This is a genomic window from Pedobacter metabolipauper (assembly GCF_004362715.1).
Taxonomy (GTDB): Bacteria; Bacteroidota; Bacteroidia; order Sphingobacteriales; family Sphingobacteriaceae; genus Pedobacter; species Pedobacter metabolipauper.
The window spans coordinates 310,738-328,126 of the sequence record NZ_SNYC01000005.1; the positions used below are offsets into that span (position 1 = coordinate 310,738).

Consider the following 17,389-nt stretch of genomic DNA (forward strand, 5'->3'; position numbering starts at 1 on the left):
AGAGTTATGCCGTATTGATCTCGACGCTATTCGCTTATATTAGACAATCTGCTACCGACTGCTTACAATACTCCAAAAATTTTATTTTTATAATCAATGATTACGGTGTTCTTTAGAAAGAACACATTTCCTGCCAGGCCCCAGATCTTTACAAACTTGTAAAAATCCTGAAAGGTCTCCTGCTCGTCATAGTAAACAAGCGAACCGTTAAGCACTTTATTACCAAACTTTATGGGTTTATTTGTTTTGACACCGTAATAGGTTAGCTTTTTTCCCCAGCTGAACACACTTAAAGAATCTATAATTTTAGGGCTTGCTACTTGCAGGGCATCCTTTTTTGTTGTTGTCAATGTAAAAATACTGGAACCGGTATCAAACATTACATCTTCAGTTTTATCATTGATCAGTAACGGAATCTTTGGCCTTCCATCGTCACTTTTAAAAGGTTGAAAAGCTGCCGATTTATATGGTTTGGGTAATTCTTCACAGATACCAATTCGTTTTTGGAGATAATCTATAATTAAGATCTTGTTTTGAAATAGGTCTGGTCCAATAGTACCAATGTGTTTTTCGGTATTGGATAGTATGGAATCCCGATCTATCTTACTTCCAAATCCTTTAAAATAACCAATGTCTATTCCTTTAAACGAAGTTGTTCCCATTTGGAGTACCATGTTCGTGAACATTGGATTGTTTGTGCCCTGGATTAAAAACTTTTTTGAGGTATCGATCTTGTTTTTTAAATTAGGATAAACATCTAAATAAGGCTGAATAGAATTTCCGTAAATAACAGTTTTAACTGCCCCCAAATCAAACTGCATATTGAAGTTTGCAGGAATATTATCTATTTTAACAGGGATGACTATTGAAAACTTGTCAAAGTATTTTCCGGAAATGGTATCGTCGGTCCATTTGAACGGTATCCATTTTACATCTTGCGCATTAGCTGTGGCAGTAGAAACAAAAAGCAGAAAAGCAATAGAAATTCTCAATATCATAAACCAAATATAACATTCATCGCGGATTTATTAATACCTTCAATTTCTCCAGCTTTGTCAATTTCCGCGTTTTTATCAAGAAGATGATCAACGCGCTTAGCAGGCAAGCAATGCTGATTACAATAAAAATACTGTTGCTGTTTCCCGTTTTATCTATTACATACCCCAGTAAAGGCTCACCAATTGCCGCAAAGATATAGCCGCACATATTCATGAACCCTATTCCTGTGCCGGTAAGCCGGTTGCCCAATATATCCGGACTTAAAGGCCAAAAACATGCCTGTGGACCGTACACACAAAAACCCGCCAGGAGCATCAGCACACCGCTGATGATGATATTGTGACCGGGTGTAAAATAGATTAAAATAGAGATCAGGGCACTGCAAAACATCCCCACGAAAATAGCCATTAACCTGTCCTTTTTGAATAGCGTGTCTGACAGCATTCCGAAGGATAGCGCCCCTAGAGCCATCCCTACGGGAAGCAAAAAGGTTACCCAGATATTCCCGGGGTTAGCTTTCCAGTTTTCACCGAGAAAATGAACAGGTACCCAAAAAATGAGTCCGTAACGAGCCATGCTTTCAAAACCGAAGGCAACTGAGATGAACATGAACTTAGGATTGCGGAATACCAATCCGTAGCGGGTAGTCCAGCTCAACTCTGGCTCTTCTTCCATTGAACGGATGGCTTTTTCAGATTCTTTTTCTGGCTTATCTTTTACGAAAATCAAAAAGATTGTGGCTGTAACGGCGAGCAATAAGATGGGCAGACGGAATAGCATGCGCCATTCAAATCCCTGCTGCAATAAAATGATAGACAGAAAATAGGTTACCGCTGAGGAAAGTCCTGCCGCCATGGTGTAAAATCCAAATGCCTTCCCCCGTTCACTTTCTCCCCACCAATTGTTGATGAGTTTGGCTCCCGGAGCCCAGGCCATGGACTGGAAAAAACCATTGGCACCCCATAACAACATGATCATTCCGGAAGTACTGGAAAAACTGATTGCAATATTCGTCAATATAGACAGGTAGGCACCAGTTACCACCATCATTTTGGGACTGAACTTATCGGCCAGGTTTCCATTGATCAGCTGACCTATGGCGTAACCGATCAGCATTGCAAAACTGATCCAGCCAATGGTACTGTATGAAATATCCAGTGCGGCAGACATACCCTTTACCGCCCAGCCAAAATTATGGCGTCCGGTGTAAAAAAACAGGTAACACAACATGGTTAACAACAACATCTTCCATTGTTGTTTTCGGAATGGACTAGTTTTCATTGTCTGCGTTTTTAAGCATGTTGATCCCTACCCTGATTGGCTTTTTAGCCACCGCATATTGAAATGCCTTTTCTGAATCATCTAAAGAGAACTCATCACTAACTATCTTTTCAAACGGGAATTCGGTATAGTATGCCGTAATGAATTTTACAGCGGCAGCAAAGTCGTCATAATTATAGTTGTGCAGACCTTTGATGACGTTGAGGTTCCTGACCATTTTTTCTGCATTGATCTGTACCGGTCTGGCCTTGAACACTGCGCCAATCCATATTGCTATCCCACCCAGGGTTAATGTTTCCAGACCAGTCTCCATGGCATCCGGGGAACCGCTCATATCAAACACAAGATCAATGTCGGTAGGCAGTTGATTAGTTTCTGAGGATAGGAATACACGATCTACGCCAAACTCCCTGGAAAGTGTTAACCGTTCGGCATTGATATCGGCCATACAGATCATGGATGCACCAAGTGTTTTGCACATGGCAGAACACACAATGCCCAGCAGACCACTCCCTGAAATGAATACTTTTTTATTACTCACTTCTCCGGCAAGGCGGATTGCTCCGGCCACCGTTGCAATTGCACAATTGATGGTTGCCGCCACACTTAAAGGGATTTCCAGGCTAAGCTTAAGAACGGTAGTTCCGGGCCTGATGATACAATGTGTAGACAGTCCCCCATGTAACGCATCATGATCCGTGATCTGGGCATGACCATATTTAAAAAGGTCATCTCCTTTTTGCGGCATGCCGGCAATGGCCAACGCAGAATTGGGATTAGAGGAAAAGATGCTCCAGGTTACCCGGTCGCCGATTTCCAGTACGTTTCCAGAATAATCTCTTTTATTATGGTTTGGGTGGAATTCAACAATTTCACCCACAATTTCGTGCCCCAAAACGGTTGGCACCTTTTCTTGCCTAAAGCCGCAAAATGTATGCAGATCACTGCCGCAAATGGTGGTATAAAGATTTTTAATCAGGATCTCCCCTGCTTTTAATACCGGTATTTCCCGGCTTAAAACTTCCATGGGCAAGCCATGTCCGTTAAATGCTACTAATTTGGCAATATCCATATATTTTTAATCGTTAAGAGAGGTTAAATGTTGAGGCGTCAACCGAAAAGGAAGTGGCCATATATTCCTTTGCATCCCTGCTAAGCACGTTGTCTACAAAGTAATAATCGGCACGAAAGGTATGCTTGCTAATATTGGCAATAAAATACCCGTGGCTTTTAATATCACCAAAGGCGAGATGAGGATTTATACTTTTGTCGCGCAACATCCGTTCAAATTCTATGATCTCTTCAGCCGGACGCCTGTCGCCATTTTTAGAGGTAATGGAGGGTGTAAGAAGTTCCCATGCCAATGGCTTTTTCTGCCAGGCTTTGGTGTACTGCATAAATTTATCCTCCTTGTGGAGTGCCAGCACAAAAGATTCGTGATGGTCTCCGGTAAGAAACAACACGTTGCTTACTTTTTCTTTAGAGATCATGTCGATGATCTTCCCACGTTCATGAGGGTAGCCCAGCCACCAGTCGTTATACTTTGGTAGTTTGAACCCTGTTGCCACGTTATAACCCGAAAACATCACCTGGTTTCCAATCAGCTTCCAGGTTGCTTTGCTATTCTTTAATTCATTGGCCAGCCAATTATATTGGGCATTGCCAATAATGGCCCTGTCTTCTCCATTAAAGCCAGGCTCATCGATTTCCATCTGTTTGGTTCTTGCCGTACTTCGCTCATCCATCAGATACAAGGCGATGTCATCACCGATCTCAAATTTTCTTCGGATTTGCGAGGCATTCTTTACCCTGATGGGAAGCCATTCCAGATACGCCTGAATGGCCGCCTTTTTACGAACATCCCAGTTCCCTTCATTGGGCTGGTGATTTTTAGCGCCGTCCCGATAGGCATCATTTGCAATTTCATGGTCGTCCCAGATGAGGTAAAATGGCTTGGCGGCATGCAAAATCTGTAAATCCGGGTCTGTCCGGTATTGCGCGTAACGCGTTCGGTAGTCCTGCAGCGTTAACGTTTCATTTCTGGGTTCATTGATCCGTCCGGATGCGGGGTTTCCATATTCCCCGGTTGCATATTCATAAATATAATCTCCAAGATGCAGCACCAGGTCTACTTCTTGTTTTTGAGCAAGAAACCTGAAAGAGTTGAAATAGCCATCTTCCCAATTGTTGCAGCTCACTACAGCCATGCAGAAGCTGGAATCCTTTAATGCTCCGGGCAGCGTCTTTGTAACCCCTGTAGCAGAGAAGGTATTTTGGTAAATGAACCTGTAATAATAGGTAATTCCAGGCGACAGCCCGTTGACATCTACCTTTACGGTATAGTCGCTGTCGCCTGAAATTGCCTTAATCCCTTTTTTTTCTATCCGTGAAAACCCAGGATCGGTTGACATCTCCCAGCGCACCCGTTTATCCGAATAATTTCGTGAAGAGATCCTTGTCCAAATGATCACCTTATCCTGTAAAGGATCACCTGAAGCCACACCATGCAGGAAATGATTCTCCCTGAATGTGATGCCCGACGCAATTAACCGGGGAATTGGAATCAGCAGTGCCGCTGAAAGCATGAATTTTCGTCTTGATATTTTCACGTAGAGAAACTAAAATTGATATTCGTAGATATCCTTGTAAGCATTGTATACCGGATGATCTGTTGTGTATTCTTTCACAACAATGGTGGAGTTTGCCTTAGAGGCATTTTCATCAAGCTTTAGGTTTGTAGATCCCGTTAACGTATAATATGCACTGGTTCCGCTAAAAGCGAAAGTCAGGTTCTTTGCATGTGTTGGCTTGACATACCGCATGATGCCTATGTTATTGAATACGCTCAATGGCCTGGTAGACTGGTAAGAGTTCTCTTTTGCTAAAAACCTGAAATGCTTAAGACCGGTACTTGACGACTGATAGATGTTCTGTAGCTCGCTGTAAAACTTTTTACCAAAATTGTCCATTTTCAGATGGTACATGTTCACCTTCAGGTAACGATCTCCGGTAACGGATGCCATTTGCGAAACGTATTTAGCCACCGGATTAAATGAAGTATCCCAGGCATTGCCCTGAACAGCAGAACTATCCGGCTGGCCCGGCACATAGTTTCCTGCCGGAGCAGACGGAATTGGTGTAAAGTAACTGCTAAAATGCAGGTCATCATAGTTCAGGCTATTTGAACTATGCATTGCCCTAACCGCGGTGTGAAAAGCAGATTGGCTGGTATTATTTGCATAGATCAGATCAAAGTAGGTGTTAAAGGATTCCATTAATTGTTGGTGGCCATTGATCAGAATACCCGACTGTACCCAATCTTTGCTTGTTGGAATACCGGTGGTTCCGTGATCATCGACGTTACCCGTGGTGCTGAATACAGAATTAAACACATCGGCTCCATCACCTGTATAATGGCTTACCGTCATATACTTGGCATGCATTTGCTGATAGGCTTCGGTGCCCCAGCTTACCTTACGCATTTTTAAGTAGTCTTTTACCTTTTTGCCGGGGTCTGTGGTGCATGGATCTTCCATGAAACCATTGATGTAATTATAAACACTTTCAGAAACATCATACTGGTACACAAAATCTACTTTTACCTGGTTCAATGCAGCCTTTACAATCGAATAGATCAGCTTCTCAGAACTCGTTCCGCCGTGGTCATTTCCCTTTACATATCCATAAGATGCATCTGCAGGATTGAAGCCTACATAAGAATCAAAACCGATCTTATACATCGCAAACTTTATCTGCACATCCACTAAGGGATGTGCATTTTTATAAGAAATTGCCCTGTTGAGCAAATCGCCGTATTTAAAGATCGGACTGTTTTTGGTATCACCTACATTACGTGAATATGCCTTTACCCTAACGGATTTACCATCGTAATCGAAGATCGCCTCATCGGATACTGTTCTTAACTGAACCCCTGAAATCGCGGAAGTTGCCTGGTATTGACTTGAACTTATCGTTAAGCTGGGCGCCTCGCTATCTTTGATTTGCGGTTGTTGAACCTCTAACAGTTCATTGTTATTTTTACAGCTACCTAGAATGCCGGCCAGCAATAGTGAAGCGTATATTAAGATCCTTTTCATAAAATTCTTATTAAATTTTAAATATTATTTAGAAACTCCAGTTTAAACCTACCCGTCCTCTTGCAGAGTACCATTCTGTTTGCTCAGGTCTGCTTTTTACACCGTGATAATAGCGTAAAGGAGCATTGGTCAGGTTATTGGCATCTGCAAAAAGTGTGATGTTTTTAGGGAAATTATACGACATGTTTAAGTCCAGGTGAAAGTCTTTATCCTGGTACCTGTCGGCTCCTGAATTGTCGCGGATTTCTACAAGGAATGCCTGGCGGTAATTTGCAGCAATTCTGAATGAAAAACGGTCGCGTTCGTAGAATAATGCACCATTGATGATGTTGGGCGACTGGTTTAACAGGCCGATTTTTTCATCAGGACGGTCGTCCAGCGTAGTCTCAGACTTGGTGTAGGTATAGTTCAGGTTGACCCCCAGGCCGCTTAGGAATCCCGGTAAAAATGTGAATTTCTGATTGTAGCCTAGTTCAATACCGTACAGTTTGGCATTGTCAGAATTTTGAGGCTGTGAAACCTTGAAATCTGCAGTAGTTCCGTCAACCGTTTGGCTTTCTGTGAAGGACTGGGTATATACTGCATCTTTGATGCTTTTGTAAAATACACCGCCGGTCAGGTAACTGGTGTGACTCAGGTAATAACTTCCAATCAAGTCATAGTTCCAGGAAAAAGTAGGCTGAAGATCAGGATTTCCAAGCGTGATGGTCAATGTATTTGGGTTTACCCTGGTTGTTGGACTGATCTCATTGAATGCAGACCTTGCGAAAGAACGGGTAACGGCTGCACGAAAATCTGTCTTTTCATTGGGCTTATAGATCAGATGCAGCATTGGCAATACTGCCGGTACATTTTTACTTCCACTTACCGGGCTCACCTTTTTGGTAATGTCATTGTAGATATAGCTATTGGTTTTGTTAGCTGTATATTCAAAACGCATACCACCCACCATCTGTAATTCAGTATTCAGGCTCCACTCTCCCATCAAATAACCTGCACCCACTTTTTCAGTTGCATCATAGTTACCTGCTGCATAAGAAGAATTGGTTGCATCGTTTGCTGTATAGGTAAGGTTAGCCGCAACAGAAGGGATACTGTTTGGATTGATAAATGACTGCTCAGTTGGATAGTTAAATTTCAGGTTATCATAAGCATTATTGATTTCCGGAAACCAGTTATTTGCTGGAAATGCCTCTTTTTCCCATAGTGGAAGATAAGCTTTTGCCGCTGTTGTTTTGTATACCCAGGTTTGGTAACGATAGTCATAATTGCTTGATTTGTGTCTAAACTTACCTCCAAACTTTAGAAGCAGGTCGTTGGAAGCCTGGTATTTAAAATCTACCGCAGCAACCTTATCGCTTTCCGTAATGTTACGGATTGAAGTTACGAACCTATCCAGATAGTAATTATCCGGGTTGTAAGGCGTTGAGGCAGAAAAGTGGGTCTGGATGTTCTCAGGATCATCCCCCTGGTATCCTTCTGGCCCGTCGCCTTTTAAGAACTTATAATCTTTTCCACCAATGTTCACGAGGTTATCATACTTTACAGTCTGAAACCAGTTTCCATAGTAGTAACCGCGGTTGTTTTTTTCTGCAGAGGTAGGGCCTTTATATCCTGCCCATGACTTATACCAGGCTGCCCTTGCATTCATCGTCAGCTTACTGTTTAGAGACGACTCGATTCCGGTTTCGCCACCGTAATTTTTGAAATAGTAATCGACTACATTCCACCTGAGTACCGCATTATTGGTAGTCTTGTCGAAATAATGCATTGTTTTACGGTTCCTTTCGTTGTCCAAAAGTTCCGTATAATATCCCCTTGCATAGATTTTCGTGCCGGGTTTAAATGTATAATCCAGTGAAGCATTCAGACCTTTATTGGTTCTGGTTCCCTGGTAATTTCTAACATCAAGTGTAGTGACATTGTGCAGCTGGTTTCCATAAACAACCTCATAGTCATCCGTACCATACGTACGCTGATTTACACTTCCCAACACTAAAAAACCTAATTTATTATTAAGCAGCCGGTCTCCATACAGCACACTTCCGTTGTAACCAAGTTTGTCATTTGGCCGCTCTGCATAGGGTAAAGCCCCCATTACACGGATGGTTCTCTTTTCGGGAGATGTTTTTGTAATAAAATTGATTGTTCCCCCGATTGCGTCTCCTTCGTATTCCGGCGTTATGGCTTTTACGACCTGGATATACTGGATAAACTCTGATGGCAGAAGGTCCATCGGAACCGTACGGTTTCCTAAAAGATCGCCCGATGTTTTTGCGGCCGGCATACGGTCTCCGTTTATTGTCGTTGAGCTCCATTGAGACGGCGTTCCCCTAACGGTAACGTATCGTCCCTCTCCCTGGTCACGGTCTATACTTACCCCAGCAATACGCTGTACAGCTTCTGCGGCGTTGATGTCAGGCAGCTTTCCTATTGCATCGGTGCTGGATACATCCATGATCGCTGTTGAGTTTCTTCTCATTGCAATTGCTTTCCGCTCGCCGGAACTATACATTCCTTTAATGGACACTTGCTGTAGCTCATTGCCTGCAGAAAGCTTAACTGCGCCGAGATGGGTAGTTTTTCCGTTGATGATATTTATTAATGTATCCACTTTAGTATAACCAATCATCGTGATAGATACCAGATGTTTACCTTCCGGGATGGATAGAGAAAACGTACCATCAAGACCGGATACGGTTTGCGCTTTAGCGTCAGCGACTTTAATGGTGGCGAAAGCGAGTGGGTTGCTGCCATCGCTAACATTGCCTTTAAGTGTACCTTGAGCGAAGGAACTGGCTATTCCAAGGAAAAGCAGGCCTAATGTCAGATAGAATTGTTTCACATCAATTGCTGATTTAAAAATGTTTGATTGATTAAGAGTGACCGGCTGACCAACCCAGGCATTGTGGCTCGAGGGCTCCGGAAGCGTGTATCTTTTTGTTTTAAGGAAGTAATTCATACCTTAGAAAAATAATTGTGATTAGAATTGACAGATTTGATTTTGATTCAATTGGCGAATGGGGGTGTTCAAGCACCTCCATTTACATTACCTTTCTTCAGCGTCCCAAAGAAAAGCAGAACCGGGTTAGCTATAATTATTGCAAAATATTTTACTGACCATGATTTAATAATTGGTTTATTATGCTTTGGTTTCTCTTCTTCATAATAGCTGAATAAGAATTCGGTCCCCTCTAATCTTGTTTAGCAAAACTAAACTTTGTTTATTAATAGAATACTATTGTTATGTTAAGATTGGATTAACAGAATTTCTAAAAATATTTAGTCAGAAGAATAAAGTAAGTATGGCGGTGGATTAGTCGATTAAGGGCAATAAATCAATTAGATCATTGATCACATAATCTGGATTTGCTGTTAAAAGCTGTGTTGCGGTGTGGGCACCAGTGGTGATTCCAATACTCAATCCACAACCTGCATTTTGTCCTTCTTCGATATCAATTGTTGAATCGCCAATTTTAACCACGCGGCTGCTATCCTGAATTTCAAAGCGTTTCATGGCAAGATGGATCATGTCTGGCTGAGGCCTGTTGTGCGACACGTCTGATGCGGTTACCAGTGCATCAAATTGTACCCCTTCTTTCCATCCCAATTTCTCGATAATTGAACTTGCTGTTACCCTGTCGTACCCGGTGTTCAGAACCGCTAGAATATTCCTTTCCTTAAGTGCGGAAAAAAGTTGGGTCACATTTGGCTGTGGCAGGATATCTTCATTGTTGTAGGCATCGGTAAGTGCAATCATGAACTCATCATAAATAACCGATATTAATCCTTCGTCACTCACTGCAGCATAAGTAGAAAGTACAGATCGGATTGCTTGTCTTTTTTCCTTACCTGCACCCTGGGCTAAAACTTCTGTCAGACTGAAATCGAAGCCTGCATTGTTAATTGCATTTTGAAGGGTTTTATAAACAAGGTTATTTTCATTTACTGTGGTGCCCGCCATGTCGAAGACCACCATTGCTATTTTGCTTTTTTTCATATCGAATTAGATTAATTGGCCTGTTTACTCTAGCCTATGGCGTATACAAGTAAACAATGTTTAGCAAAACTAAACATTGTTTAAAAGAACTAATCTATTTCAGTATTAAGTTTGTGTTAAGAATTCAGGACTCTGATCCTTCGAAGAAATAAATTACCAGCATTGTGGCCTTATCCTTACCTGTATTTGTAGGTGTATGGGATGTTCGTCCGTCGAAAAGAAGTGAATCTCCTGCAGACAGCTCATAGATTTCGTTATTGATGTTATATGAGACGCTTCCGCTTATAATGTACTTATATTCATAGGCTTCAGTCTCCACCATGGGTCTGACCGCATTGGGCTCCAGCTGGAGCATTACAATATCTACGGTACCTTTGTTAATAGATCTGGTAAAGATCCTTTGGTATAAAAATCCTTCGGCATCTTCTTTTTCAAAATGTTCGTATTCTGCGGCTTTTTTAACCAGTACTACCGGATGGTCGCCACTGTTACGGAAATCCCTAAAAAAAGAATTAAGATCTATATTTAATGCTTTAATAATGTCAATTAAGACAATGAGCGATGGTATTGTCCTGGAATTTTCAATTTGAGAGATCAGCCCCTTGCTCACCTTTGCCCGGTCTGCCAGTTCCTGAACGGTAATATTTTGCTCTCTTCGTTTCTCTTTTATCTTATTGCTGATCTGGACTATTGTATCTTCCTTCATTGAACGTTTTTAACAGGTTAGTAGTAGTTTTTATTAGCTGGGCAGATTTAAAGAATCATGTCCCGGTTTTCTAAACAACAAATATAGGTACACAAAGTTAAGTAATTGTAAACATAATAATACCTGCGGAAACCTTATCTGCAATTACGCTGCTTGCTGTCCTTAACATCCCGATTGCCGGTAAAAAAGAAAATTGACTACAATGATAATTTACTTAAATGAAGCCCTGAATTCTAAAGGCGACTGTTTGGTTTTGCTTTTGAACATTTTGCTGAATGACTGGGAATGTTCAAAGCCCAATTCATAGGCAATCTCAGTTACTGATAAATTGGTGGTCGATAAGTCTTCTTTCGCTTTGGCGACCAGCTTTTCATGGATGTGCTGTTGAGTATTGAGGCCGGTTGTCACTTTGAGGAGCGAACTGAGATAGTCCGACGATAAGTTGAGTTGATCTGCCAGGTAATTTACAGTTGGCAAACCGTTTTGTGAGGCCTTATCTGTAAAATATTCATTTAACAACCCTTCCAGTTTATCCAGGATCTGATGATTGGAAATTTTACGGGTTAAGAACTGGCGATGATAAAAGCGATCGCTATAACTAAGCAAGCTTTCAATTTGTGATATAATAATTTGCTGACTGAACTTATCCATATTACCCTGATACTCCCTTTTAATGTTTTGAACAATACCCAATACGATCGTTTCCTCCTGCTCAGATAAAAAGAGTGCTTCGCGTGCTGAATAACTGAAATACTCGTAGTTTTTTATGCTTTTTGCTAAAGATGTACGCCAAAGGAAGTCAGGATGAATGAGCAGCATCCATCCTGACCTGTCAGGAAGATCCTGGTTGACTTCAATTCTAAAAACCTTCCCTGGTGCAATAAAGAACATGGTACCTTCATCAAAATCATAATCCTGCTGACCATACTTCAATTTGCCTTCTATATTTTTCTTTAAAGCGACAAGGAAAAAATCGTGGACCCAGCTTACCTTGCTGGTGTCAGGAGAATGTTTAATTTCGCGATAATCGATAAGGCTGATCAATGGATGTAAGGGCTTAGATAGCCCCCTCAACCTGTGATATTCGCTTATCGTTCCAATCCTTTGAACCTGATTATTATTCATATACCTGCAATAGCTTTATCAGTACAATTTAGTCTTTTTTTAGCGAAGTTTCAGGAGCTTAACACGTTCCATTTTCTTTAAAAACCTGCCTGTAACGCTTCCGATTGGGTTTATAACAACTAACTCTTAAGATAAACATCTTTAATATCTTGTATAAGCTCCGTTCCTACTGGCTGCCAGCCCAATACGCGCTGGGTTTCATCGCTTGATGCCTGCACATCCATAGCGGCAAAATGAGCGAAAGAACCGAAGTGCGCAGTTGCCTCTTCTTTATTTTTGACTACGACAGGAATATTTAATGCCTGTCCAATAGCGACAGCAACATCCTTTAGCGGAACACCCTGTTCGGCAGAGGCATGGTAACGTGTACCGCCAGGCGCAGCTTTTTCCAGTGCGAGGCGATAAAGTTTAGCGGCATCGAGTCTATGTACCGCTGGCCAATAGTTTAGCGGTTCGTCCTGGTAAACAGAAATTCCGGTTTCTTTTGCAATACTGATCAGTCTTGTAATGAAGCCATGATCGCCCTCGCCGTGTACTGTAGGTGAAAGGCGTACTACAGCTATTTTCACGCCGCTTGCGGCAACTGTATCAGCTGCCTGTTCTGATGCGATCCTTGGGTTCGGTCCTGGCGCAGGACTATCACTTTCGTAAACGACACGGCCTCGCGGAAGTAGCCCCAATGCGGAAGTAATGACAATAGGGTTGTCACTGCCCATGAATACCTCTCCCAGGGCTTCGATAATGCGGCGATCATTCTCGCAACTTTCTTTAAATACGGTAAAATCGTCATGATTAAAGGCGGTGTGAATAACAGCGTCCGCTAAGGCAGCGCCATTGCAAATGCTTTCTATATTATTCAAATCACCAAAATGTACCTCTGCTCCGACTGAACGGAGTACTTTAGCTCCATTTTCTGACCGAACAAGTCCCAACACCTGGTGACCTGCCTGAAGTAATTCCTTAACGACAGCTGAGCCAACAAAACCTGTAGCTCCTGTAACAAATACTTTCATAATTTTTCATTTAATTTGTTGATGTTACGGGTCTTAAAGACCTGTCTTCATTGTAAATACAAATGTCAATGATATTTAATGCCCGGATGTAGCCAAATCCATGCTTGTTGTAGCAAATACCGGGAACCTGGTAATAGAAGCGTATGTTTTGATCGTATATTAATGATGTTTATTTAAAAAGGCCTTTCGCTTTATCCATTACATTGGTACTTTTCTCTATCAGGCTTTTTTTACCAGTTTCTACTATTGCCGGGCTCATATAACCACTAACGGCCTCGGACATTTTCTGAAAACGATCTATCGTTGTGAACAGTTCTGCAGTATGAGGTACCTTCTTTTCGGTCATTACCTGTTCCCAATTTATTTTGGCCAGTACAGAAAAGGTATATTTTGCTACGATTTTCGCGATAAAGAATTTATCATAAGCAGCATTGAGCGCGGCATCATCATCTCTGGACTCTATATAATCGATACTTTCCTGGATAGATTTTCGCTCTGCTTCGCTACATAGCGGACTTGCTTTGAGTTTACGCAATGCCGGCAGCGCTTTCTCAGGTTTACCTTTCTTTAGATAGAGAAAACTCTCAATTGCCCAAACGGTTTCATTTTCAATTCCCAGTTCATTAGCCTTTCCCAAAAACAACTCAAAATCTTTCAAAGCCCGCTCCTGATCAATATCGCGTTCCATCATTAAACGGTCGAATCCTCTGAAAAGGTAATTCATACTCAGGAATGCCGTCCGGGTCTGTTCATCATTAAAATTCCTCCAGCCAAAAAATGCCTTGGTATAGGGCAAAGGAATATCTGCATGTTTATCGAGCCAGGTAATATTTCTGGAAATACCGTCTTCTGACAAATAATGAAGTTTGTGACTAAAGAACAAAACGCCCCTGATAAACTCCAGCAAGGTTTTCTCTTCTGAATCCTTTAGTTTCTCCGGATTTGTCTTCGAACATTCATAAAGTGCGAAGTCTTTGCCCAGATCTTTTGTGCCCAATACAATCATACTGAGGATGGCATGCTCTACATTTTCATTGTACAACTTACTCTCTCCCATCAAATATACGACAGGGCTCGCCTTGTCGGCATAATTCATATTGATGGCTTCCACAACAGTAGGAAAAATATCTTCATCCGTTTCTTTTACCAGCTTGCTAACTGCCCTGTAATCCTTATACATCAAAATGGCATCAGTGACTGATATATCCTGATCACCACTCGTTGTCGCTTTACTAAAACTGTTGACCACATTGCGCGTCCTATTTGCAAAAAGCTGATATTCTGGCAAGGTGGTATCACGCACAGCCGAGGACCTTAAAGCTATTTTCGCAAATTTATAGAAAAATATCTTGTCGTAATTCAAGCTCTCGACTAACTTTTCTTTGTCCAGCGATAATAAATATTCATCCGTATCTTCTTTCCCGCATCCGGCTACGAATACCAATAGTACCAGCCACAACAATTTGTTTTTCATGTGTTTTTATTTGTGATGAAGCTATGCTAATCTTAATCATCCCAACCTGAGATTTGAAAGATCATGATGGTTTCATATTTGTTTCTTTTCGTATTTAACCTGATTTTATTTCAACAAGCATAGATTAACTTGTTAATTCGTGTTGTTATAAATAATTAAGCTTAAAATAGAGCTTTCATTTGAACTTATTTATGGCGCTTTATTATTCGTGATCAGCTGGATACAGATTTGGTGGGTTTAATCTACTATTTGTTTCTGGCTTGGTTAGTTACCTAGACAATTTTGGACTCCACATTATTGCTTATCAATCTTATTTAAAATTTCTTCTACAATTAATTTCTGCACCTGCTCTGCTTCCTCGGTTAATACGGAATGTCCTGCACTTTCAAATGAAAATATGTTCTTTTTAGGTGCTTTTAGAATCGTAAAGTAGTCTTTTGCCACGTTGAAATTGGTTTGCAAGTCTTTTTCTCCCAAAAAGAAATACACCGGGCAACTGACTTTTGGTAACGCTACGAAAAGATTTTGCCGAATTGCCTCGTTCCATGTCGGCATCCATGTTTTTGACCAATCATCAATATACTGCTTCAAGGCTGTAGTGTCTTTATCTGCAAATGGATGTCCATCATAGCTAAACATCCATTTTCTGGAGTAGTATAGCTGCTGGTAATTACTAAAAGGGATTTTAACCGTATTCAATTCATTTTGAGCTTGAGTGTTACCTTTCTCCTTTGCGTCAAGTTTTAATTTGTCCAGTAATATTTGTTCACTTTTTGTCTGGTTCACCACCGGACTGAATGCGATATAAGCATTTAAAAGTTCAGGATGTTTTTCTGCCATTTTGAAACCAAGAACGGTTCCCCAAGACTCCCCAACTAGATACAATCTCCTATGATTGAATTTTTTTAGAAGTAATTTTATTAATTCGTAAGTGTCATTTTCCATTAATTTCACCGTAATAGGAACCGAAGATTTGTTTAAGGCAAGCGTTCTGCCAGCGTCTCTCTGATCCCATTGAACGACCAGGAAATGTTTTTGAAGAACGTTAGAGAAAACTTCAGCCTGTTTCATCCTGGAACTTCCGGGTCCACCATGCAAAAACAATAAAAGCGGTAAGTCTTTATTTCCACTGTAAGAGATAACCTGTTTGATGTTGCCAACGGATACCGTGTCATAAGTGGGTTGAGATTGTGCAAATAAATTATTACTAAATAATATAAAAATAAATAGGGTAAGGATCTGTATTGTGCTTGCTTTCTTATCTTTCATGCTGCTGATTAATCTATAGTTAGCAAGATAGCCAAAATTAAATAACTGAAACAGCAAAAGAATAAATGTTCTGCTTATAAAATGAAGGTATTATGTTGTTGGATATTAAGTTTTTTGTGGCAGGCGGAATGCCGGAAGGATATAACTCCCTAAAAGATCAAAGGCCTTTTTTGCCTTCCATGACCCATAGTTACCCTGGGTAAACACGACCACCAGATGAAGATTTTTTATGACAAATATATACTGGCCACCATTGCCTGAGGTAAAGAGCAGTTCTTCATCCAGTGCTTTGGTTTTAATCCGCTCCCGATACCAGAAGCCACCATAAAAGGCATTTTGTGGTATTAGGTTCTGGCTTTTACTAACCCTGGCATAAGAAAAATCAGGAATCAGTTGGTTCGCATTGGTAGCATGATCGATAGATTTTTTTGTAATGACCTGTTTGCCTTTCCATTTACCTCCATCACGTACCAACTGACCAATTTTCACCATATCTTCTGGCAGCATAAAGAACGAGCCAGCGGTCATTCCATTTCCACTCAGATCCACTGTCCATCTATAACGACTGATGCCAAGCGGGGCAAACAGATATTTTGCAGCAAAATCCATGACCGACATGTGAGATACCTTGCTAATGATGCCGCTAATAATCATAGGGTTGCACGAGGTATACGCAAATACCGTCCCCGGTTTATTTTTCATAGGCAGATCCAGAGAGAATTTCACCCAATTATTAGTTTCTGACATCGGAGTTTCACAATCTTTGCCATCATTAAACTCTCCGCAGTCAAATCCGGAACGCATATCCAAAAGGTGCTGGATGGTGATACTCTTTTTCCAATTGTTGTTGTTTTTAATTGGTACATATTCTGGAAAAAAGTCAATCATTTTCTGATTGGTACTTTTAATTAAACCCTGGTCAATCGCAATCGCTACCAACAAACTGGTGACCGATTTAAATGATGAGCGGGTATCATGAATGCTGTCTTTTGTAAACCCATTGAAATACCTGGCATAATCAATTGTATCGTCATTTTTAATCAGGATGCTGTGGATTCCAGAATCTTTGTCTTTTAAGATACTTTCAGTCATTGCCGCTAAAATAGCAGATCTGTTAGCCGTTTGAGATCTGGCAATGCCGCTAGTCAGTAAAAAAATTACGATTATTGCTTTTAACAAGATCATCTTGTTTCTCATAAGTCGACCAATTTTGAATTTCTTTAAAGCGGTTTGTGAAAGAAAGTCTTCAGCCAAAATGACGACATCTTATCAGTGTAAAAATCTTTCAATAAGATTAAGGTAATCATCTTATTCATGAAAATGGATTTTGCCATAAAAATATTAATTTCCATAATGAATTATGTTTCGCAGTAAAGTGCAGGATTGCCAGCATTCGAGTTTTCAAGTATAAAAATTCGCAATCAA

General features: G+C 40.9%; 13 protein-coding genes. All 13 read right to left on the reverse strand.

Annotated elements, in window-relative coordinates:
- Positions 1 to 62: 62 nt before the first annotated feature.
- Positions 63 to 998, reverse strand: coding sequence for a hypothetical protein (locus ATK78_RS13715; RefSeq protein ID WP_133576692.1), 936 nt, complete (start codon positions 996 to 998; stop codon positions 63 to 65).
- Between the two features lie 16 nt (positions 999 to 1,014).
- On the reverse strand, positions 1,015 to 2,280 hold the full coding sequence (locus tag ATK78_RS13720; RefSeq protein ID WP_243732528.1) for an MFS transporter: 1,266 nt from the start codon (positions 2,278 to 2,280) through the stop codon (positions 1,015 to 1,017).
- Positions 2,270 to 3,352, reverse strand: a complete 1,083-nt coding sequence (locus ATK78_RS13725; RefSeq protein WP_133576693.1) for a zinc-binding dehydrogenase — start codon at positions 3,350 to 3,352, stop codon at positions 2,270 to 2,272. Before ATK78_RS13725 ends, ATK78_RS13720 begins: the two co-directional genes overlap by 11 nt.
- Positions 3,353 to 3,365: 13 nt before the next feature.
- Positions 3,366 to 4,865, reverse strand: coding sequence for an alkaline phosphatase D family protein (locus tag ATK78_RS13730; RefSeq protein ID WP_133576694.1), 1,500 nt, complete (start codon positions 4,863 to 4,865; stop codon positions 3,366 to 3,368).
- Positions 4,866 to 4,898: 33 nt separating this feature from the next.
- The gene (locus ATK78_RS13735) at positions 4,899 to 6,377 is read right to left on the reverse strand and encodes a hypothetical protein (RefSeq protein ID WP_133576695.1); all 1,479 of its coding nucleotides are present in this window, start codon (positions 6,375 to 6,377) and stop codon (positions 4,899 to 4,901) included.
- A gap of 28 nt (positions 6,378 to 6,405) precedes the next feature.
- Complete coding sequence (locus ATK78_RS13740; protein ID WP_133576696.1) at positions 6,406 to 9,339, reverse strand: TonB-dependent receptor; 2,934 nt, start codon at positions 9,337 to 9,339, stop codon at positions 6,406 to 6,408.
- A gap of 354 nt (positions 9,340 to 9,693) precedes the next feature.
- Positions 9,694 to 10,377: a phosphonatase-like hydrolase gene (locus ATK78_RS13745; RefSeq protein WP_208112369.1), complete on the reverse strand. Its 684-nt coding sequence runs from the start codon at positions 10,375 to 10,377 to the stop codon at positions 9,694 to 9,696.
- Positions 10,378 to 10,501: 124 nt separating this feature from the next.
- Entirely contained in the window at positions 10,502 to 11,083 is a 582-nt protein-coding gene (locus ATK78_RS13750; protein ID WP_133576697.1) for a helix-turn-helix domain-containing protein, read from the reverse strand.
- Between the two features lie 210 nt (positions 11,084 to 11,293).
- Positions 11,294 to 12,208, reverse strand: coding sequence for an AraC family transcriptional regulator (locus tag ATK78_RS13755; protein WP_133576698.1), 915 nt, complete (start codon positions 12,206 to 12,208; stop codon positions 11,294 to 11,296).
- A gap of 119 nt (positions 12,209 to 12,327) precedes the next feature.
- Positions 12,328 to 13,221 carry an SDR family oxidoreductase gene (locus tag ATK78_RS13760; protein ID WP_133576699.1) on the reverse strand — a complete coding sequence of 298 codons (894 nt, stop codon included), beginning with the start codon at positions 13,219 to 13,221 and terminating at the stop codon, positions 12,328 to 12,330.
- 169 nt (positions 13,222 to 13,390) lie between these two features.
- Positions 13,391 to 14,695, reverse strand: a complete 1,305-nt coding sequence (locus ATK78_RS13765; protein WP_133576700.1) for a short-chain dehydrogenase — start codon at positions 14,693 to 14,695, stop codon at positions 13,391 to 13,393.
- Between the two features lie 294 nt (positions 14,696 to 14,989).
- Positions 14,990 to 15,964: an alpha/beta fold hydrolase gene (locus ATK78_RS13770; RefSeq protein ID WP_133576701.1), complete on the reverse strand. Its 975-nt coding sequence runs from the start codon at positions 15,962 to 15,964 to the stop codon at positions 14,990 to 14,992.
- Between the two features lie 105 nt (positions 15,965 to 16,069).
- Positions 16,070 to 17,161, reverse strand: coding sequence for a serine hydrolase domain-containing protein (locus ATK78_RS13775; RefSeq protein ID WP_133576702.1), 1,092 nt, complete (start codon positions 17,159 to 17,161; stop codon positions 16,070 to 16,072).
- Positions 17,162 to 17,389 lie beyond the last annotated feature (228 nt).